We start from the raw sequence: 18,695 nt of genomic DNA, 5'->3' as shown, positions 1-18,695 counted from the left end.
CCATGAGCCGGTTAAACTATCATCATCTGTATTATTTCTGGCAGGTAGCCAGAGGCACAAATCTGACGGAGACAGCGCAACGGCTGCATATTTCGCAATCCGCTCTTTCATCCCAAATCAAACAGTTAGAGCAAAGTATGCAGGTGCAGCTATTCCGGCGCGAAAACCGAAGGTTGATACTGACAGACAGCGGTTACCAAACCCTGAAGTATGCCGAAGATATTTTCAGCCGCGGTGCTGAGCTTGAGCAATTGCTGCTTCAGGGCATGCAACCTCAACATAGTCCAATCCGGATTGGTACCTTGTCGACCATGTCACGCAACTTTATTGAAAGCTTTATTACGCCATTGCTCAGCAAAAGCAACGCACGCTACAGTTTACTGTCAATGAACCAGACCATGCTGTTAAATGCCCTGGCCCAACATCAACTCGATCTGGCGTTAAGCAATATTGCGGTGCAAGGCAACGACAGTCAGTTATGGCAATGCCGTCTGCTGGCCCGGCAACCTGTTGCTGTGATTGGCCCGCCAGGCACGCATGCTGGTAATAGCTTGAGTGATTACAAACAGCAACGCTGGGTGCTACCGCCAGTACAAAGCCCGGTGCGAACCGCCTTTGATGCGCTGGCAGCACAGTATCAGCTGCAACCTGATATTATTGCTGAAGCAGACGATATGGCGATGCTGCGCTTACTGGCCCGCGACAGCGGCGCCCTGGCAGTTATTCCAGAGGTTGTGGTAAAAGACGAATTAAAAAGCGGCAGGCTGCATAAATATCTGACCTTGCCCCAGATTTACGAAAACTTTTACATTATTACCACCCAGCGTGAGCTGTTACACCCGCAGCTGAACCTGCTGCTGCAGGCCTTTCCTGGCTAAGCAGCACTCAGTTCAACCGGCTAGCAAATTAAAATGGGTCAGAGTGATTTTTTTAAGTGGCTAGCCACAGTAATTTGCTAAGCTGTGCGCCAATAATTTTAGCAGTAAGGAATTTTGATGTCTGTCACGAAAAGGCTGTACCTCGCTGGCACTGCGGCTTTGGTTATTGCCGCTATTTTGCTGTACACCCTGGCCTGGCCGGCCTGGCAGCAACAGTTAACCGAGCGGGAAAGTAGCCGACTGGCTCAGCTGCTGGCGGCGGCGAAACCGGCTGCAGCGCAGCAGCGCTTAGACCATCAGCAACTGCTGGCTGATCTGAACTGGCTGGCGCACCCTGATCGACAGGGTCGTAAGCCAGGAACCCGGGGTGGCATCGAGGCCCGCAACTGGCTGGCCCAACAGTTTGCCGATATTGGCCTGCAACCGGCGGGTAGCGACGGCTACCTGCAACCTTTTAGCGTGGAACAACACTTTGTATTCAGTCGCTGGCTACGAGGCAAAACCTCAACCGTGCCGGCAGCTGACAACGCCGCCAATGTGCTGGGCCTGCTGCCCGGGTTAAACACTGATTTAAAACCGATAGTGCTGACCGCGCATTATGATCACCTGGGAATAGAAAACGGCGAGTTGTTTCCGGGCGCTGACGATAATGCCTCCGGCGTTGCTACCCTGCTTGGCCTGGCGCGGTATTTTCGCGAAAACCCGCTTACCCACCCGCTATTATTTGTAGCGCTGGACGCCGAAGAAGGTGGCCTGCAGGGCGCAGTTGCACTATTTAAACACCAGCTGCTGGAACCTGAGCAACTGGCCTTTAACGTTAATATGGATATGCTGAGCCGCGACACTGAGCAGTTGCTGTTTGCCGTAGGCAGTTACCAGCAACCCTGGCTGACCCCGCTGCTACAGCAGCTGCAGCAGCAAAGTGCGGTAAAAATTATCGCCGGCCACGACCGGCCCTGGTACCGGGCGGGGAATACCCAGGACTGGACCTTAAGCTCTGATCACGGCATTTTTCATCAGCAGCAGGTGCCTTTTATTTATTTTGGGGTGGCAGACCATGCCGACTACCATACGGTGCGCGATACCGTTGAAAATGTCGACCAGGACTTCTACCTTCAGGTAAGTGAAACTGTGCTGAGCTTTATTCAGTTGCTGGATCAGCATCTTAACCAGAGTTAAACCGGTGGCTAGCTGAGCGCTGATAAAGTGGTGAAAAAAACCACTTTGTCGGCCATTATCGCAAACAGCAGAATTAACAAAGCCACTTTATTTAATTAACCACATGATATATAACAACTAAAAAGCTGGCACTCTTTGTGCAAATTCACGGATAGAAAAACAAAGAAGACAATAAAAGGAAGTGTTTATGTCAATCACGTTGTTATTGCGTCAGATCAGGCTGTTCAGCCAGGTAGAACTGTCCCGGTTGTGGCTGACCCGCCGCGGCCTGATGACTCTGGCGGCTACCGCTGTGGTCTGGTTTTTCCTGTTACGCTATGCCATTGCCCCGGCCACTGAAATACTGCAGGAACCCAATTTCCAGAAATCGTTAACGGCGGCCTTCGGCATGCTGGGTCTGCACCAGTTATTAAACTGGCCGGCCCCGGAACTGACCCTGTACTGGATGCTGAGCCTGATACTGCTGCCGTTTCTAAGTCTGGTTTTTACTGCCAACCAGCTGTCGAGCGATGCTGCGCGCGGTACCTTGCGCTTTATCAGCCTGCGCAGCAGTCGCACCGCCATAGTGCTGGGCCGCTTTTGCGGCCAGTTAATAGTACAGCTGTGTTTAATACTGTTATCGCTGGCCGCGACGCTCGCCATCAGCGCCTGGCGCCAGGGCAGCATTAGCTGGCAGGCGATTGAAGCCGCCTTGCTGATAAGCTGCCATCTGCTGATTGTGTTAATGCCATTTACCGCGCTAATGACGGTGTTCTCCGCCTGGGCCCGCTCGTCCCGGCTGGCGCTAAGCCTGGCAATCGTCAGCCTGGGAGTGGTATTTGGTTTGCTTAGCTGGCTTATTTATCATCAGCCTGGCGCCGCATTTTTACTGGAATATATGCCAGGCGCGCAAATATGGCAGCTTATTCCGGCCCAGGGCTGGCAAAGCCTGCAACTGGCGGCACTACCGCTAGCACAAACTGCTGTTCTGTTGCTTATTGCCCAGCAAATTTTAAGCCGGAGGGCACTGTAATGAATAACCCTATTATTAAGGTTAGCCAACTGGCAAAAAGCTATGGCCGGCATAAGGTGCTGAACAATATCAGCTTCGAAATAAACAAAGGCGAAACCGTGGCGCTGATCGGCCAGAACGGCGCCGGCAAAACCACCTTGTTCAGTTTGTTATGTGGTTACATTAAAGCCGATAGCGGCAGCATGCAGCTACTGGGACAACAGCCCGGCAGCCAGACCTTATTTGGCAAAGTGAGTGCCTTACCGCAGGACGCCCAGCTGGATCCGGCTTTTAGCATTGGCGAACAACTGAGTTTTTATGGCCAGCTGCAGGGTTTATCTGCCCGGGCCGCCCGTGCAGAAACCGAACGGGTGCTGGCGTTGGTTGATTTGGCAGCGCACTACCACACCAAAGCCGGCGCACTTAGCCACGGTATGCGTAAACGGGCCTGCATGGCCCAGGCATTTATCGGCTCGCCAGCGCTTATTTTACTGGACGAACCAACTGCCGGGCTGGATCCGGCCAATGCGCTGCATATCCGCGAGCTGATTAGCGATTTAAGCCAGCACGCCAGCTTTTTAATCAGCTCACACAATATTTTCGAGCTGGAGCGGCTGTGTAACAAGGTGTTTTATTTACAGGATGGTCAGTTACAGCAACACCATGCCCAGCCAAGTGAAAGCGCAGCACATTTAAGCTTACAGCTTGCTACCGGGGCAGATGCCGCTGCGGTTGACAGCAGCGAGGTGTGCCAGCAACTGCGCCAGCTAAAAGGAGTGACAGAGGTAACAGCGGGCCGCAACCATGAGTATCAGTTAAGTTATCAGCCCCAGGTGGTTGATGATTTCGATATCAGGTTGTTGCAATGCCTGGCCGCCAATGGCTGGCAATATAAGCAGCTAAGCAAAGGCAAAAGTCTCGAGCAGCAGCTGTTCGCCAGTAAAAAAGCGGCAATCGTGGAATAGTATCTGGCCAGGGAGTTCAACCCTGGCTGGTTTCACTAAGCGCCCGTTTAGTCAGCTTGTGACACTTCAGGTAATTTTAGTGCATACAGCAAACCCGCCAGGCAACTGGCGGCAAAAAACCACAGTACGGCCAGCAAAGACCACCAGGCAAGCAGGCTGCTGATGCCACCGACCACTAACAACAGTACCCCAATCAGAGAATTGCTGACCGACACATAGTCAGTACGCTTGTTACCCGATGCCATATCCAGCAAATAGGTTTTTCGGCCGACCCGCACCCCGGCATGGCCAATGCTTAACAGTAAAAAAAGCAGCAGGTAACCATGCAACGCAAGTTGTCCGACGAACAGGTGCAGCGCAGCCAGCACGGCACAACCGGTAAGCGCCATCGCAGCGGCGATAATAATAACCTGACGGCTGCTGCGATCGGCCAGTTTGCCCCAGAACACAGCACTAAGCGCGCTGGCCAGGCTGGCACAAATTAAAAACCAGGCCAACGTCTGGCCATTGCCATGGTGTTGCTGGGCCAGCACCACCAGAAAAGGTGATACCAGTGCCGAGCCGAGCAGTAAGCTACGGCATAATACAAACTGGCGGAAGTGACTGTCTGTTTTCAATAAACCGAGGTTTTGCCAGGCCAATTGCAGCGCATTGGCACCACCATCGGTCTCGCCGGGTTGTTCCTGCACCTGGCTGAAGATAGCGGCGGCGCTGAACCACAGCAGGCCAGCAGCAACCAACAACACTATGTAGACAACAAGGTTGTCGGGCTCCTGACGTAATAACCACAGTGATACCAGCAGGGTTAGCACCCCGGACACCGTACCGGCTATACCCGTTAACTGGCCGCGCTGGCCCTTGGGCACGGTTTTGCCCTGCACGTCTTTCATCGCCACTGAACACAATCCACGGCCTAAACTAAACAGCACCAGCAGACCAATAATTGCCAGGCCTGCCACAGCACCCTGCCATTGGCTGACCACCAGTGCCATTGCCAGCACACAACTGCCCTGTACTATACTGCCGGCAATCCAGAAGGTTTTCCGAATCGCATAACGACGCACCCAGGCGCCAATCAGCAATTGCGGTAACATCGAGCCGGATTCGCGAATAGGCACCAGCCATGCCACCATTGCTGCCGGCGCGCCGACTACACTCATTAGCCAGGTCAGCACCGTTTTCGGGCTGGTCAGTAAATCGCCCAGGCTGAGTAAAATCTGGCTAAGCAGCACCAGCACAAAGTTTTTCGGTACTTTGATACAGGCACTATCCGGGATGTCCCTGCAGGCACGGGTGTCTTCTTCATTTACCAGTAATTCGTATATTTTCCGCTGTGCCATCGTTCTGCTTCTTATTAATACTGCTAAACATACTGGGCAATAACATAACGGTACTTGCTGCAGACAACAAGCTGCATCACCGTGCAATACTGCCGTTATAGTTTCTTACAAATGAAACAGCAGCAAGCTATTAAATTGATTGACCCTTTTATCTAACATCAGTTACTGTTTGTCGCTGAATTACATATACAGGATAAAGCTATGAGTATCGCAATGATCTGGATCATCGTTGGCGTGCTGTTAATTCTGTCGGAACTGCTGGCAACCAGTATTGTTGCGGTGTTTCTGGGTATTGGCGCTATTGTGGTCGGGGTATTGCTGCAACTGGGCTGGATAGAGTCGGCCACCATGCAATACCTTATCTTCGGGGTCGTCAGCCTGGCGCTGTTGCTACTGGCCCGCGGCCACTTTAAACGCTGGTTTACCGGCTATGTCGCCGACAAGGGCGAGCAGCCCAGCCGGTTAAAAGACGACATTGGCAACCGGGTGATCGTACTGGCCGATTTTCAGCAAGGTGCCGGCCGGGTGGTGTTAAATGGTGTGCAATGGGACGCCCGCTCCAGCGAGCCATTAAAAGCAGGCGAAGTCGCCTGGGTTATAGCCAATGAAGGCATTCATTTAATTGTCTCGGCCCAACAGCCGGTTTAATTGTTAGTTTAAAAGGGAATACTAAAGATGGAACAAATTGATATTCAAACAATACTAACGCTGGGCTTTGCCATAGCGGTAGTTATTACCATTATCAAAACCGCCCGGGTGGTGCCACAAAAAACCAATTTTGTCATCGAGCGCCTGGGTAAGTATTCGCGCACCCTCGACTCGGGCTTTCATATCCTTATTCCGTTTATCGACAAAGTGGCTTATACCCATAGCTTAAAAGAAGAAGTGATCGATGTTGAGCGCCAGACCTGTGTCACCAAAGACAACATCCAGGTCGGCATTAACGGCGTGCTGTATTTACAGGTAGTCGACCCGCACAAAGCCAGTTACGGCATTAATGATTACCGCTATGCATCATCTCAGCTGGCGCAAACCACCATGCGGTCAGTAATTGGCCAGACTGACCTGGATAAAACCTTTGAAGAGCGGGCCAAAATTAACGAAGAAGTGGTAAAAGCGCTGGACGAAGCGGCCTCGCCCTGGGGCATTAAAGTACTGCGTTATGAAATTTCTGATATCGAATTGCCACTCAGCATTAAAGATGCCTTAGAGCAGCAAATGCGCGCCGAGCGGGAACGCCGCGCGGCTATCGCCAAATCTGAAGGTGAACGTCAGGCAATGATTAACGTATCTGAAGGCCAGAAGCAGGAGGTTATCAACCTGTCAGAAGGTGACAAGATGCGCCAGATCAACGAAGCAGAAGGCCGTGCCCGCGAGATTGAACTGGTGGCCATTGCTACTGCGGAAGGTATCCGTCAGATTGCCGAAGCCATTAACCACCCGGGTGGCCAGGAAGCAGTTAGCCTGCGGGTAGCTGAACAATATGTAAAAGAGTTCGGTAATCTTGCGAAAGCCAACAACACCATGATAGTACCAGCCGAACTGGCCAATATCGGCGGCGCCGTAGCAGGCTTAACTGAAATACTGAAAATAGCCCGGCCCGGTGGAAAATAAGGCCGCGACCAAAGGAGTAATGTATGGCAACTCAACAGGATTTTAATGAAGCGCTGCTCAAGCTGGCCATTTTAATGTACCGGATTGACGGCAAAATACGGCTGAATGAACAGGAACTGCTGGATGAAATTGGTGATCAACTGGATTGGCAAGGCGTTAACAGTATTACCGCCGTCCAGAATCAGGCGTTAGCCGACGTGCGGCAGGCGATCAGCAGCAATCAGGTCGAAGGATATCTAACCAATCTGAAACCGGCACTGCAATTTGATAAGCAACAGGCGCTGGACACCGCCAGAGAGCTGATGCAAAGCGACGGCGAAGAAGCCCAGCAAGAGCGTCGCTTATATGATTTGCTGGTGCAGATGTTGTAGTAACAAGTAGGTGTATTAGAGAAGCCAGCGGATTGCTGGCTTTTTGTTTGTAGGCTACCAACTAACTCTTTGTTATGACTTTTACTCCCACCATGTAAACAACACAACGGTAAGAACTAACACCAAAATCAACCTGAATTGATTATTCACCCAAGGAGCCAGCGCTAAAAATACGTAACTCGTTGTCAGAGAAGTACCGACAACCCAATACAGCGCTAAACGACTAATATAATTATTGCTTTCAAGTGCAATTGCAGCAAGGACAATTGCTAAAATCAGTATTTGATAACCAAGAAAAACCGGCTTAGAGCGCAGCACGATATCAAAAAACACCGCCGTAGCTTTGGGTATATTTCTTACTCTGATTGTTGATGAAGTCATGCTTGCCTTTCCATTTTGTTAAGACTGTATCTGTAACGCTCAGCCACCAGCGACCGCTTTAATCCCTGCCACTATTGCCGCGGCGCTTTCTTTGCCATAGCCGCCGCCACCTAAAAATACCGTTGGGATATTTAGCGCTTTTAAGCGCTGATATACCAGCTTATGGCTTTGTGCGACATCGGCAATGCTTAGCTTTAAGCCGCCCAGCGGATCAGTAGCCAGGACATCGGTACCTGCTACTACAAAGGCCAGTTTATAACCGCCTGTAAGCAGTTCCAATGCGCCGCTAAGTTTATTCAGATATAACTCACCGCCGGTACCAGATGGCAAAGGTACGCTGATATCCACTCTTCGCCGGCTTACTGGGTCGTTAGGGTAAATATCGGCGTTGTACACATCCAGCAGGGTGACGTTTGTATTGTCGTGAAAAGTACGGGCATTGCCGTTACCATGGTGAGCATCGATATCGATAATCAGGATCTTGTCATCTACCGTCAGTTCGCCACTGGCAACAAGCTGCTGACAGCTGATGCCAATGTCGTTGTAAATGCAAAAACCTTCCATGCTGCGCTGGTCTGCATGGTGGTAGCCGCCAGCGAGGTTCCAGGCATCGGTACCAGTCAACGCTGTCTTGCTGGCAGCAAGAGTGCCTGCGACTCCCCAGCGCATGGGTGACAGTACGCGTTTTTCCAGCCATGAGTAAGGTACCAGTGGAATGTATGGGGTCTCCAGCGCTTCAAGCACAGGCCGCTTGTGAAGAACCAATCTGCGCATTAACGAACTAAAGAAAGTGTTTACTGCCGCTTCAGGAATGCACTGAGCTGGTTCGACAATTTCTGCCAGCTTTTCGCGCCGGAGTTGCGCCACTACCTTGCCAAACTTCATACCATCAAACGGATGGACGAACTTAAGTAAGCCAATGTTGATATTGTAATTGTCATGGTAGAAAACTTTCATGAATTTCTCAGTTCGTTGGCATAGCGCATTACATTTGCCGGCGTCCAAATACCATAACCTAATACCCGGCCTAATTTTGCGTACTCACCGGCATGAGGCATAAAGGAAGGACTTTTATTTGCGCCTGCTAGTAATACGCTAACGACGACGTGAGAGCAATTATTGCGTGCAATTTGATATCGCGGCACCTTTACTCTTAGTTTCTCAACGTAATCGAGCATTTTTTCTTCGTCAAGTCCGTGTAACTCTATAGTAGTCGGCGCTCTTCCGCCCTCGTTTTCTATATCATTAAGGATGCTCTTCATATAGGTTCCTGGATGACTACGTTTTATTTTCAGATCTTTTTTTGTCGCGTCACCATCGGGCCAGAAACTAATATAGTCATCACCAATCGTCAATGCAGCGTGACCTACGTACGGCCCGTGTTTTAACCAAATATGTACCTTTACCATGACTTATTCCTTTGCTTTTAAAAGCCATGATGATAATGCAGAGCTATCAATAAATAAATATATTGTTAATTAAACATCAGCATTAGTTGACGGACAGTCAATTTACAACTTAACATTCACTAAGTGCTGGTCCGACGGATAAAAAGAGCAGGTTAATTTATGTTAAAGAAAATTTTGTTTCCTGTTTCGTTGTCAATGTCAGTATTTGCCTGCAACGGATTGGAAATTGAAAAAAAGTTAGTTAACAACATCTTTCCTTCTGAAATATGCACCGAAAACGCTGTCTTTGAAGAAGAGGCCACGGTTTTATTTTCTGAATGTGAACGCTACAAATTCATAAATCAATATACCGTAACAGATGCGATGAGCATGTCTGATTTCGGTGAGTTCGTTGCTAAATACAAGCTGGGTGCGGAATACGAAACCACACTTGAGCAGGAGTTGTTACGCCACTTTGACGCAATGATTTCACCCTTCTATCCTGATACTAAAGTAAGCCAACACGATAATTTGATGTTATTTGAATCGAAAAGTCATCTCGCGTTATTTCAACGTAATGATAACCATTGGTTGCTTACCAAAGCGGTGTTACCACAAGACAATTAATTAGTGTTAAATAGCTCAATGCTGGATATTCTATTTTAAGGCAACTACCATGAAAACAATTGGCTTGCTGGGTGGCATGAGTTGGCAGTCGACTATTCCTTACTACCGCATTATCAATGAAACGGTAAAACATCAGCTCGGTGGCCTGCACTCGGCTAAAGTTATCTTATACAGCGTTGATTTTGCAGAAATTGAGCGGATGCAACGCGCTGGCGACTGGCACGCTGCCGGGCAGTTGCTGGCTGAAGCTGCCACCCGTCTTGAAGCCGCCGGTGCCGACTTTATTGTGCTTTGTACCAACACCATGCACAAAGTGGCGGGCGCTATTGAGGAGGCGACAAAACTGCCGCTACTACATATCGCCGATGCCACGGCGATGGCGGTTAAGGCTGCAGGCTACAAAACAATTGGCTTGCTAGGCACCAATTTCACCATGGAGCAGCCTTTTTACAAAACCCGGCTAACAGAGCAGCACGGCCTGAGCGTGCTTGTGCCCAATGAAGCAGAGCGTCAACAAGTACATCAGATAATTTATGATGAGCTTTGTGTCGGTAAAGTTTTACCAGAGTCCAGAGAACAGTATCGCCAGATCATTGCCGGGCTTGTCGCACACGGTGCCGAGGCCATTATCCTCGGCTGCACCGAAATCTCGCTGCTGATATCGCAGCAGGATGCAGCAGTACCCTTATTCGATACAACCGACATCCATGCCCGCAGTGCCGCTGAACTGGCTTTGCAATAAGTATTGAACCGTAGTCTAGTCACAGGTTATCACTTGCTTGACCATCTAAGGCAAACTATGGTTAAACCATTGATTTATTGAATAAGAGCAGGTCCGATGTTTTTCAGGCAAGCGTTATTGCCCATTTCTTCTTTATTCATCTCGATCGCCTTTCTGGCCACGGGCTATGGCATGCTGATGACCTATATCGGCTTGTATTTAAAGCAGGCCGGCCTGTCGGAAATGGCCATTGGCGTTATTAACTCGGCGTTTTTCCTGGGGGCCTTACTGGCGGCCGTGTTCAGCCAGAAGTTAATTGTCTCGGTTGGCCATGCCCGCAGTTTTTCGGCTTTTTCTGCGCTGATGGTAATGGCGTTTCTCGGCCACACGTTACATTACAACCCCTGGTTCTGGGCAGGTTTGCGCCTGCTATCAGGTTTTGCGTTTTATGCCTTATTAATTGTGCTGGAAAGCTGGCTGAATGAAAAAAGCAGCTCAGATGACCGCGGCCGGGTGCTGGCGGTGTACACGGTAGTGTTCTTTATGGCGACGGCAATTGGTCAACTTATATTAAGCATGGATATCACATCGCATGTGGTGTTTGTAATGGGCTCTGTGCTGGTGCTGGCCTCATTGTTTTTAGTGGCCATTACCCGGATTAGCCAGCCGGTATTAGCACCATTTGAGCGCTACAGCTTACCTAAAGTACTACATATTGCGCCGCTGGCACTGGTCGGCAGCGTTATTGGTGGCTTTTTTGTCGGCGGTTTTTACACCATGGTGCCGGTATTTGTGCTTAATACCTATGGCCAGCAATCGGTCGTGGCCTCCTTTATGGCAATTTCAATATTAGGTGGCCTGCTGGCGCAATGGCCGGTCGGCACTTTGTCTGATCGCTACGGCCGGCGTAAGTTATTAGCCTGGGCCGGCTTATTCAGTTTTGTTATCTGCCTGCTGCTTGCCCTGCTGGCCAGCCAGACCTGGCTGTTTTATCTACTGGGCTTTTTACTCGGCACCAGCCTGTTCAGTATCTATCCGCTAAGTGTCGCCCGGGCTAACGACAGGTTAGATCACGGCAAAGATTTAGTGGAAGTCAGCCGTAGCTTGCTGTTTGCCTATGGCATAGGTTCGTTTTTAGCACCATTAATCCTGGGCGCCGTATTGGGCGTATCGGGCGGCCTGTTTTTTACCGTGCTGGCTTTAGCTGCACTATTACTGGGTGGCTATGCCTTAACTGCAGAGCGGATTGCCAATGAACAGCTAAGTGTATATGTAGCGGTACCGGCAGCGTCGGGGGCCTCACTGGCCCAACTGGACCCACGCCAGGACGAACAATGGGTAGAGGACCATAAGCCCGCCTACCCGGAGGATACAGATCCCAGCGCCGACTCTGAACCAGCGGCGACAGAGCGCGCCGAAACGCAACCATCTGAGGCCGATGCTACAACGTCAGCGCGACATATCGACGATTAACTGACTCTAAAAACCTTCTGCCACGGATAGCTGCATAGCTGCTGGCAAAACCAGCTCAGCGCGTTGCCCTGCTGTTGTTTGTGCCACGCCAGGTATAACTTAGCGCTGTCGCGTGGAATGGTGTGCTGCTTGGCAATAAGCTCGCCGCGGTCCAGTTGTTGCTGCACCAGATGGCGCGGTAAAAAGCCGACGCCTAAACCTTGTTGCTGGGCAGTAATTTTCTGCGCCAGGTTGGCTACAATAACTTTCTGGCGGCTGTCGAACAGGCCGCTGGACAGCTTCTGACTGTCGATGGCAGAATCAGCAACAATTATCGCCGTCTCCTGTTGTACGTCGGCCAGAGTCAGCACCTTATCCAGCTGTGCCAGCCGGTGATGCGGCGCAACGGCAAATACAAACTCCACTTCGCCCAGCAACTGCAAATGATAAGAGCCGCTATGCTGACTGGCCGGTACGCCAATGGCAATGTCGGCCCGGCCGGTATTCAATGCCTCCCAGCCGCCGGCCATCACTTCCTGGCGTAGCGCCACCCGGGTGAGTTTGCCCAGTTGCAAAAACTGGCCTATTAAGGCAAAAACCGGCTCGGACGGTACTACACTGTCCAGGGCCAGGGTAAGCTCTGCCTCCCAGCCACTGTCCAGTTGTTGCACGGCTTTTTGCAATTGATCAGCGGCCTTTAGCAGCTCACGACCTTGTTGCAACAATAACTGCCCGGCGGGCGTTAAACGGGCCTTTTGTTTGCTGCGGTCGAACAGACTTACCCCGAGGTTTTGCTCCAGCTGCGCCATGGTGTAACTAAGCGCAGAAGGCACTTTGTACAACGCTTCAGCCGCCGCGGCGAAGCTACCTTTGCGGTCAATGGCATCCAGTGCCCTTAGGCCATCTAAACTAATCAGTTGCTGCATATCCTACTCAAGTCATTTCAAGCCACCGCCATAGCAAGGCCCTATCATTCAAAAATTTTGAACTAAAGATACAAAAAGCTCCGCTTTTTGATTGCCAAGTATAGCGCTATCTTTAGCACATCGACAGGTTGTATGCGGTCGGGTAAACAAAAACACTTTACTTAACCATTAAATATTTTGACAGGTGACTTATGAAAACATTGATTGCAAAACTTACTGCTACCCAGGCCGGCTGGTCGGCACTGGCACTACGGCTGCCTATCGGCATTATATTTGCGGCCCATGGCGCCCAGAAACTGTTTGGCTGGTTTGGCGGCTATGGCCTTGAGGGCACTGCCGGCTGGATGGACAGCATTGGTTTAAGTCCTGGCATGCTGATGGCACTGCTGGCGGGTGCAGCAGAGTTTTTTGGCGGTCTCGCATTAATTGTTGGCCTGTTAACCCGGCCGGCGGCAGCGGCCCTGTCGGTAGCTATGCTGGTCGCCATTTTCGCGGTGCATTTTGAAAATGGTTTATTTATGGCCAACAACGGTTACGAATTTGGTTTGGCGCTGTTAGCGGCCAGTGTTTCGCTGCTGTTTAGCGGTGCAGGCAAATTGTCTGTTGATAAATTACTGGCCGGCAAACTGAATCGCTAATGAATGAGGCAAGAACTTACGCAGAACCTGACCGCATGGTGGCGGGCGTGCTGACGTAACAGCAGCAAGGATGCTGCGCAGGCTGAAGGGGCACAGGGATGTGATCCTTGAAGCCGGTGAAGTCAGTATGGCCGCCACCCTGCCTTTGCACCGCACACCGCAATAAGTAGCTACATTATTTAGTAATAAGGAGAGCCCGATGATTACCCTACGCAAAGCCGACGAACGCGGCAAAGCCCATTTCGGCTGGCTGAAAAGCCGCCACAGTTTTTCTTTTGGCAGCTACTACGACCCGGCGCATATGGGCTTTTCGGCCCTAAGAGTCATTAACGATGACTGGGTTGCCCCCGGTGCCGGTTTTGATAGCCATGGCCACCGCGATATGGAAATTATTACCCTGGTGCTGGCCGGTGCAATCGTCCATAAAGATTCAGCCGGCAACGAGAAAGTACTGCCGGCCGGTGAATTTCAGTTAATGAGCGCGGGCAGTGGTGTCTACCACTCGGAATACAATGCCAGCCAGACAGACGAGCTGCGCTTTTTACAGATTTGGATCATGCCAGACAAGCAAGGCGGCAAACCGGGCTATCAGCAACAGCATTTCGCCAGTCAGCCAGGCTTAACCCTGATTGCCTCGCCAGACGGCCGTGATGGCAGTCTGGTGCTGAAACAACAAGTACAGCTGTTGCGGGTGACTCTGGCTGCAGATGAGCAGCTTAATTATCCACTGCCAGGTCGCAAGGTATATCTGCACCTGATAAGCGGCGAGCTGCAACTGGATAGCATTACAATGCAGCCCGGCGATGGCCTGATGGTCAGCGCTGAAACCGCCCTGCAGTTAACCGCTAATCAACACAGCGAAGCCCTGTTGTTTGATTTGCCTTAGCCTGGCAACACCCAGGGCAACAGTGTACTACTGCTGATCGGCAGTGGGTAAATCGGTTTGGCTGTCAGGCTTTACATTTTGCGCCAGTAAGGCTGCTACCTGCAGCTCCAATTGCTCGACCTTCTCGCGGGTGCGCAGCAGTACCTGGCGCTGCACATCAAACTCCTCGCGGCTGACAAAGTCGAGGTTGGCCAGCTTTTGCTGCAATACCTGTTTTACTTTGGCCTCAGTATCATCAGCAAATTGCTTTATTTGCGGTGGCAGGGCATTGCCAATTTGCTTAGCGATATCTTCAATTTTTTTCGGATCTAACATACATTGCTCCATTTAGCCGGGTTAGCGTGCTGATAAAGCTATTCTACGGAGATAAATCCAGAACGCGAATGCTATTTGCCGCTAATTTTGGTTACAATGCCCGCCCTTGGTATAGGTGCAGGTTATGCAGTTAAATTCGCAACAAAACGCCGCTGTTCATTTTATTGCCGGGCCTTGCCTGGTGCTGGCCGGTGCCGGCAGTGGCAAAACCCGGGTGATTATCAATAAAATTGCCTATTTAATTCAGCAATGCCAGCTGTCTGCGCGCCATATTGCCGCAGTAACCTTTACCAATAAAGCGGCGCGGGAAATGCGCGAACGGATCCAGGCGCAACTACCGAAAACCGCGACCCGGGGCCTGACCATTTCCACCTTTCATACCCTGGGCCTGGAAATCATCAAAAAAGAATACCGGCATATTGGCTATAAGCCCAGCTTCAGCCTGTTTGACGATCAGGACAGCATGGCGTTATTAAAAGAACTGACTGCCAACGAATTTCAGGGTGACAAAGACTTATTAAAAGCGCTGCAAAGTAAAATTTCCGGCTGGAAGAACGATTTAACCTTGCCAGCCTTGGCTTTACAGCAGGCAAGTGACCCGCAAAGTATTAATTTTGCCAATTATTACCAGCAATACAGCGATCAGCTAAAAGCCTACAACGCGCTGGATTTTGATGACTTAATTCTGATCCCCACCTTATTGTTTCAGCACAATAGTGAAGTGCGGCAAAAATGGCAGCAAAAAATTCAGTATTTACTGGTTGATGAATATCAGGATACCAATACCAGCCAGTATGAACTGGTAAAAGCACTGGTCGGCGAGCGCCAGCGCTTTACCGTGGTAGGCGATGACGACCAGTCTATCTATTCGTGGCGCGGTGCCCGGCCGCAGAATCTGGTGCTGCTGAAAACGGACTTCCCCAACTTAAATGTGATTAAGCTGGAGCAGAATTACCGCTCGGCTGAGCGGATTTTAAAAGCAGCCAATATTCTGATCGCCAACAACCCACATGAATTCGAAAAGAAGCTGTTCAGCCAGAATAGCTATGGCGTGCCGCTCAGAGTACTGCCTTGTAAACATGAAGAAGACGAAGCCGAAAAGGTGGTGGCCGAGATTATTTCGCACCGCTTTATTAATCGCAGCGAATACCGTGATTATGCGTTGTTGTATCGCGGTAATCATCAGGCACGGGTATTTGAAAAAGCGCTGATGACCAACCGCATACCCTATAAAATTTCCGGCGGCACGTCGTTTTTTGCCCGCAGCGAAATTAAAGATGTGATGGCTTATCTGCGGCTATTAGTCAACCAGGATGACGACAACGCCCTGTTGCGGATTATTAACGTACCGAGGCGGGAAATTGGCGCAGCTACCTTGCAGCAGGTGGGCAACCTGGCCAACAGCAAAAATATCAGTTTATTTGCGGCTTGCTGCGATATGGAATTATCAATGCATTTATCGGCCCGGGCCCAGCAGGCAGTACAGCAGTTTGCTAACTGGATAAATCAGGTAGCCGATAACACCAAACGGGCCGATCCGGCTGAAGCGGTGCGCGATCTTATCCGGCAAAGCCATTACGAAGCCTGGCTGTTTGAAACCAGCAATAGCCCGAAAGCAGCAGAAATGGCGCTGAAAAACGTAAATGAGCTGTACCGTTGGATCAGCACCATGCTGGAAGGGGATGACGAGCATGAAGCCATGACCCTGCCTGAGGTGGTTACCCGGCTGACCCTGCGCGATATGATGGAGCGCCAGCAACAGGAAGACAATGCCGATCAGGTGCAGTTGCTGACGCTACATGCGTCGAAAGGCCTGGAGTTTCCTTATGTGTTTATGGTCGGAATGGAAGAAGGTTTATTACCGCACCAGAGCAGTATTGATCAAGATAACGTCGAAGAAGAGCGGCGGTTGGCCTATGTTGGGGTAACCCGGGCCCAGCGCGAGCTGATTTTCACCTATGCGCGGGAACGCCGGCAGTACGGCGAAGTAATAAGGCCGGAACCGAGCCGCTTTTTACACGAATTACCGCAGGACGACCTCGAGTGGCAACAGGCGGCGCCTGCGAAAACCGAACAGCAGCGCCAGCAAACCGGTCAGGCCCACCTGGAACGGCTGCGCCAGATGTTGAAAAAGGACTAACAGCTGTTATTCAGCGCCCAGCGCTCTGAGCATCTGATCGCGCATCCTGTCCTGGAAGATGGCATACCGGCCACGCCCCAGCGCCTTGGCATGGTACATAGCAGCGTCGGCATCGCGCAGCAGCTGCTCGCCGTTACTGTAATCAGATTGCATTAAAGCAATACCAATACTGACTCCGGAATTAACCTGCTGACCTTCCAGATAATAGGGCTCGCGTACTTTTTCAATAATCCGCTGTGACACATCCTCTGCATCATGCTCACCCTGCAGATTTTGCAGCAACACCACAAATTCATCACCCCCCAGCCGGGCCGCTAAGTCGTGCTCACGTACCGCACTTAATATCCGCTTGCTGGTTTCTATTAAAAACGCATCGCCAATATGATGGCCCAGGGTATCGTTAATCAGTTTAAAGCGGTCTAAATCCAGAAACAGTAGCGCCATCCCAATATCGGGCTGACGCTTGTAAATAGCAAACTGGCGCTTTAACTGCTCTAGGAACATCTGGCGGTTGGCCAGGCCGGTCAGCAAGTCGTGATTGGCTTCATAGAATAACTTCTGCTCAGCTTTTTTCCGCTCTTCTACCTGTAACCGTAAAAATAAATTGGTCTGACGCAGCTCGCGGGTACTTTCAAATACTTTACGCTCCAGCTCTTCCTGGTGCTGCTTTTGTTTCTCAGCTGCCAGCTTGCGCTGAATAGCTACCCCAATATGCTGCGAAACAAAGCGTAAAATGCTGAGCTCCTGCTCGGTGTATTCGTAGGCGTTATCATATGATTGCACAGCGATGACCCCGATAACCCGCTGGTCAATCATTAACGGCGCACCCAACCAGCATGATGATAAGCGCGCCCGTTGCAGCGGATCGGCCATCCCCCGGCGGATTTCACCTTCTGCAGCAAGTTGCTCAGCCGCATCGGTATTAATTAACCGCGCTTCGGCACACCGAATAACGTACTCGGTAAACCCACGGCTAATTGGCCGCTCCCGTGCCGGTGGTGAATACTGGTCAAGATAAAATGGAAAGGTCAGCTTGGTCTGGTCAGCGTTTAGCAGGGCGATATAGCAGTTATCTGCTGACATTAAACCCGACAGCACCTTGTGCACCGCTTTATAAAAGCTTTGCATATCACGACTGCTGGCGGTCAGCTCAGAAATTTCATACAACGCCGCCTGCAGGCGCTCGGCATTAGTGCGTTCTTTAATTTCTTTTTGTAAAGACTGATTGATCAGCTGCAACTGCTGGGTCCGTTCCTGCACGGTCAGTTCCAGTAACTCACGACTTTTTACCCGATCCAGCGCGGTAACGGTATGGCCGCCAATGCTCAGGAACATCGCCAGCTCTTCGTCACCGTAACGATAATCGCTGTCGTAGGTTTGAATAGCCATAACGCCAATTAACTGTGAGTCCCGCCACAGCGGAATACCCATCCAGTGGGTACATTCTGACCCCTGTGCCTGAATATCCCCTCTGGCAATCATGGCATTAAACTGGTCTTTATCACAAAGCAACGGCTTGCCGGTCTTGGTAACGTAACCTGTCAGGCCGCTGGAAAAGGCCGTCGATGGCACCTGTTTGATATATTGCTGGTCTTTTTCGTCAGAAAAATATTGCAGTTGGTATTGGGTAGTACTGGTGTCGTATAGCACCACATAAAAGTTTTCGGCGTGCAGCAACTCCGACACCATCTTGTGAATAGCCGGGTAAAACTCCCGCATATCACTGATAGTACTGGCCAGTTCAGACAGCTTTAACAACGCCCCCTGGATCGTATAAGCCTGCCGGTAGCGGCCGATCAGGGTGGTAAGCCGGCGTGCTTTGGCTTTAAACAGTTGGAGTTGCGATCCGTTTAGCTTCAACTTATTTCTGCTCTGCTTATGCT

General features: G+C 50.7%; 20 protein-coding genes. 13 read left to right on the top strand and 7 right to left on the bottom strand.

The window, feature by feature from the left end:
- Positions 1-2 precede the first annotated feature (2 nt).
- The 4 genes from CRO03_RS05460 (at position 3) to CRO03_RS05445 (ending at position 4,013) form a co-directional block, all read left to right on the top strand.
- Positions 3-878 carry a LysR family transcriptional regulator gene (locus CRO03_RS05460; RefSeq protein WP_097110618.1) on the top strand — a complete coding sequence of 292 codons (876 nt, stop codon included), beginning with the start codon at positions 3-5 and terminating at the stop codon, positions 876-878.
- A gap of 117 nt (positions 879-995) precedes the next feature.
- On the top strand, positions 996-2,057 hold the full coding sequence (locus CRO03_RS05455; protein ID WP_097110617.1) for a M28 family peptidase: 1,062 nt from the start codon (positions 996-998) through the stop codon (positions 2,055-2,057).
- 187 nt (positions 2,058-2,244) lie between these two features.
- The gene (locus CRO03_RS05450) at positions 2,245-3,069 is read left to right on the top strand and encodes an ABC transporter permease subunit (RefSeq protein ID WP_097110616.1); all 825 of its coding nucleotides are present in this window, start codon (positions 2,245-2,247) and stop codon (positions 3,067-3,069) included.
- Positions 3,069-4,013 carry an ABC transporter ATP-binding protein gene (locus CRO03_RS05445; RefSeq protein WP_097110615.1) on the top strand — a complete coding sequence of 315 codons (945 nt, stop codon included), beginning with the start codon at positions 3,069-3,071 and terminating at the stop codon, positions 4,011-4,013. The genes CRO03_RS05450 and CRO03_RS05445 overlap by 1 nt, the downstream gene beginning before the upstream one ends.
- 47 nt (positions 4,014-4,060) lie before the next feature.
- Here CRO03_RS05445 and CRO03_RS05440 read toward each other — a convergent pair whose 3' ends face one another.
- Positions 4,061-5,353, bottom strand: a complete 1,293-nt coding sequence (locus tag CRO03_RS05440) for an MFS transporter (protein WP_097110614.1) — start codon at positions 5,351-5,353, stop codon at positions 4,061-4,063.
- A gap of 201 nt (positions 5,354-5,554) precedes the next feature.
- Here CRO03_RS05440 and CRO03_RS05435 point away from each other — a divergent pair, with 201 nt between their 5' ends.
- Genes CRO03_RS05435 through CRO03_RS05425 form a run of 3 tightly spaced genes read left to right on the top strand, consistent with a single transcriptional unit; the run spans position 5,555 to position 7,338 of the window.
- On the top strand, positions 5,555-6,001 hold the full coding sequence (locus tag CRO03_RS05435) for an NfeD family protein (protein ID WP_097110613.1): 447 nt from the start codon (positions 5,555-5,557) through the stop codon (positions 5,999-6,001).
- 27 nt (positions 6,002-6,028) lie between these two features.
- Positions 6,029-6,967 (top strand): SPFH domain-containing protein, encoded by a 939-nt coding sequence (locus CRO03_RS05430; protein ID WP_097110612.1) that lies wholly within the window; start codon positions 6,029-6,031, stop codon positions 6,965-6,967.
- Positions 6,968-6,990: 23 nt separating this feature from the next.
- A complete protein-coding gene (locus tag CRO03_RS05425) occupies positions 6,991-7,338 on the top strand; it encodes a tellurite resistance TerB family protein (protein WP_097110611.1) in 348 nt (115 codons plus the stop codon).
- An 81-nt stretch (positions 7,339-7,419) separates the two neighbouring features.
- Here CRO03_RS05425 and CRO03_RS05420 read toward each other — a convergent pair whose 3' ends face one another.
- From CRO03_RS05420 to CRO03_RS05410, 3 genes are read right to left on the bottom strand one after another with little or no spacing between them, the layout of a single operon-like run.
- Positions 7,420-7,719, bottom strand: coding sequence for a hypothetical protein (locus tag CRO03_RS05420; protein ID WP_141397725.1), 300 nt, complete (start codon positions 7,717-7,719; stop codon positions 7,420-7,422).
- Positions 7,720-7,758: 39 nt separating this feature from the next.
- Positions 7,759-8,676, bottom strand: a complete 918-nt coding sequence (locus tag CRO03_RS05415) for an arginase family protein (protein WP_097110609.1) — start codon at positions 8,674-8,676, stop codon at positions 7,759-7,761.
- A complete protein-coding gene (locus tag CRO03_RS05410; RefSeq protein ID WP_097110608.1) occupies positions 8,673-9,128 on the bottom strand; it encodes a hypothetical protein in 456 nt (151 codons plus the stop codon). Before CRO03_RS05410 ends, CRO03_RS05415 begins: the two co-directional genes overlap by 4 nt.
- Positions 9,129-9,287: 159 nt before the next feature.
- Here CRO03_RS05410 and CRO03_RS05405 point away from each other — a divergent pair, with 159 nt between their 5' ends.
- From CRO03_RS05405 to CRO03_RS05395, 3 genes are all read left to right on the top strand, one after another.
- Positions 9,288-9,734 carry a hypothetical protein gene (locus tag CRO03_RS05405; RefSeq protein ID WP_097110607.1) on the top strand — a complete coding sequence of 149 codons (447 nt, stop codon included), beginning with the start codon at positions 9,288-9,290 and terminating at the stop codon, positions 9,732-9,734.
- Between the two features lie 49 nt (positions 9,735-9,783).
- Positions 9,784-10,476: an aspartate/glutamate racemase family protein gene (locus CRO03_RS05400; protein ID WP_097110606.1), complete on the top strand. Its 693-nt coding sequence runs from the start codon at positions 9,784-9,786 to the stop codon at positions 10,474-10,476.
- Between the two features lie 96 nt (positions 10,477-10,572).
- Positions 10,573-11,928 carry an MFS transporter gene (locus tag CRO03_RS05395; RefSeq protein WP_097110605.1) on the top strand — a complete coding sequence of 452 codons (1,356 nt, stop codon included), beginning with the start codon at positions 10,573-10,575 and terminating at the stop codon, positions 11,926-11,928.
- Here the strand turns inward: CRO03_RS05395 and CRO03_RS05390 are convergent.
- Positions 11,925-12,833: a LysR family transcriptional regulator gene (locus tag CRO03_RS05390; RefSeq protein ID WP_097110604.1), complete on the bottom strand. Its 909-nt coding sequence runs from the start codon at positions 12,831-12,833 to the stop codon at positions 11,925-11,927. The genes CRO03_RS05395 and CRO03_RS05390 overlap by 4 nt on opposite strands.
- 191 nt (positions 12,834-13,024) lie before the next feature.
- On the opposite strand from CRO03_RS05390, the gene CRO03_RS05385 reads away from it, so the two are divergent.
- Both CRO03_RS05385 and CRO03_RS05380 read left to right on the top strand, forming a co-directional pair.
- Positions 13,025-13,471: a DoxX family protein gene (locus CRO03_RS05385; RefSeq protein ID WP_097110603.1), complete on the top strand. Its 447-nt coding sequence runs from the start codon at positions 13,025-13,027 to the stop codon at positions 13,469-13,471.
- Between the two features lie 199 nt (positions 13,472-13,670).
- A complete protein-coding gene (locus tag CRO03_RS05380; protein ID WP_097110602.1) occupies positions 13,671-14,357 on the top strand; it encodes a pirin family protein in 687 nt (228 codons plus the stop codon).
- A 27-nt stretch (positions 14,358-14,384) separates the two neighbouring features.
- Here the strand turns inward: CRO03_RS05380 and ubiK are convergent, their stop codons facing one another.
- Complete coding sequence (ubiK, locus tag CRO03_RS05375; RefSeq protein WP_097110601.1) at positions 14,385-14,672, bottom strand: ubiquinone biosynthesis accessory factor UbiK; 288 nt, start codon at positions 14,670-14,672, stop codon at positions 14,385-14,387.
- 124 nt (positions 14,673-14,796) lie between these two features.
- Here ubiK and rep point away from each other — a divergent pair, with 124 nt between their 5' ends.
- Positions 14,797-16,812, top strand: coding sequence for a DNA helicase Rep (gene rep / locus CRO03_RS05370; RefSeq protein WP_097110600.1), 2,016 nt, complete (start codon positions 14,797-14,799; stop codon positions 16,810-16,812).
- A 6-nt stretch (positions 16,813-16,818) separates the two neighbouring features.
- Here rep and CRO03_RS05365 read toward each other — a convergent pair whose 3' ends face one another.
- Entirely contained in the window at positions 16,819-18,672 is a 1,854-nt protein-coding gene (locus tag CRO03_RS05365) for a sensor domain-containing diguanylate cyclase (protein WP_097110599.1), read from the bottom strand.
- Positions 18,673-18,695 lie beyond the last annotated feature (23 nt).

Source organism: Arsukibacterium tuosuense (assembly GCF_900215315.1).
Lineage (GTDB): Bacteria > Pseudomonadota > Gammaproteobacteria > Enterobacterales > Alteromonadaceae > Alishewanella > Alishewanella tuosuense.
The sequence above is the reverse complement of the archived record's forward strand: the minus strand, read 5'-3'. Positions and strand labels throughout refer to the sequence as shown.

Coding starts and splice junctions, on each gene's coding strand:
- CRO03_RS05380 (WP_097110602.1), top strand. CDS start 13,671: ATGATTACCCTACGCAAAGCCGACGAACGCGGCAAAGCCCATTTCGGC.
- CRO03_RS05435 (WP_097110613.1), top strand. CDS start 5,555: ATGAGTATCGCAATGATCTGGATCATCGTTGGCGTGCTGTTAATTCTG.
- CRO03_RS05385 (WP_097110603.1), top strand. CDS start 13,025: ATGAAAACATTGATTGCAAAACTTACTGCTACCCAGGCCGGCTGGTCG.
- CRO03_RS05405 (WP_097110607.1), top strand. CDS start 9,288: ATGTTAAAGAAAATTTTGTTTCCTGTTTCGTTGTCAATGTCAGTATTT.
- CRO03_RS05450 (WP_097110616.1), top strand. CDS start 2,245: ATGTCAATCACGTTGTTATTGCGTCAGATCAGGCTGTTCAGCCAGGTA.
- rep (WP_097110600.1), top strand. CDS start 14,797: ATGCAGTTAAATTCGCAACAAAACGCCGCTGTTCATTTTATTGCCGGG.
- CRO03_RS05425 (WP_097110611.1), top strand. CDS start 6,991: ATGGCAACTCAACAGGATTTTAATGAAGCGCTGCTCAAGCTGGCCATT.
- CRO03_RS05415 (WP_097110609.1), bottom strand. CDS start 8,676: ATGAAAGTTTTCTACCATGACAATTACAATATCAACATTGGCTTACTT.
- CRO03_RS05445 (WP_097110615.1), top strand. CDS start 3,069: ATGAATAACCCTATTATTAAGGTTAGCCAACTGGCAAAAAGCTATGGC.
- CRO03_RS05390 (WP_097110604.1), bottom strand. CDS start 12,833: ATGCAGCAACTGATTAGTTTAGATGGCCTAAGGGCACTGGATGCCATT.
- CRO03_RS05460 (WP_097110618.1), top strand. CDS start 3: ATGAGCCGGTTAAACTATCATCATCTGTATTATTTCTGGCAGGTAGCC.
- CRO03_RS05440 (WP_097110614.1), bottom strand. CDS start 5,353: ATGGCACAGCGGAAAATATACGAATTACTGGTAAATGAAGAAGACACC.
- CRO03_RS05430 (WP_097110612.1), top strand. CDS start 6,029: ATGGAACAAATTGATATTCAAACAATACTAACGCTGGGCTTTGCCATA.
- CRO03_RS05400 (WP_097110606.1), top strand. CDS start 9,784: ATGAAAACAATTGGCTTGCTGGGTGGCATGAGTTGGCAGTCGACTATT.
- CRO03_RS05410 (WP_097110608.1), bottom strand. CDS start 9,128: ATGGTAAAGGTACATATTTGGTTAAAACACGGGCCGTACGTAGGTCAC.
- CRO03_RS05420 (WP_141397725.1), bottom strand. CDS start 7,719: ATGACTTCATCAACAATCAGAGTAAGAAATATACCCAAAGCTACGGCG.
- CRO03_RS05395 (WP_097110605.1), top strand. CDS start 10,573: ATGTTTTTCAGGCAAGCGTTATTGCCCATTTCTTCTTTATTCATCTCG.
- CRO03_RS05455 (WP_097110617.1), top strand. CDS start 996: ATGTCTGTCACGAAAAGGCTGTACCTCGCTGGCACTGCGGCTTTGGTT.
- ubiK (WP_097110601.1), bottom strand. CDS start 14,672: ATGTTAGATCCGAAAAAAATTGAAGATATCGCTAAGCAAATTGGCAAT.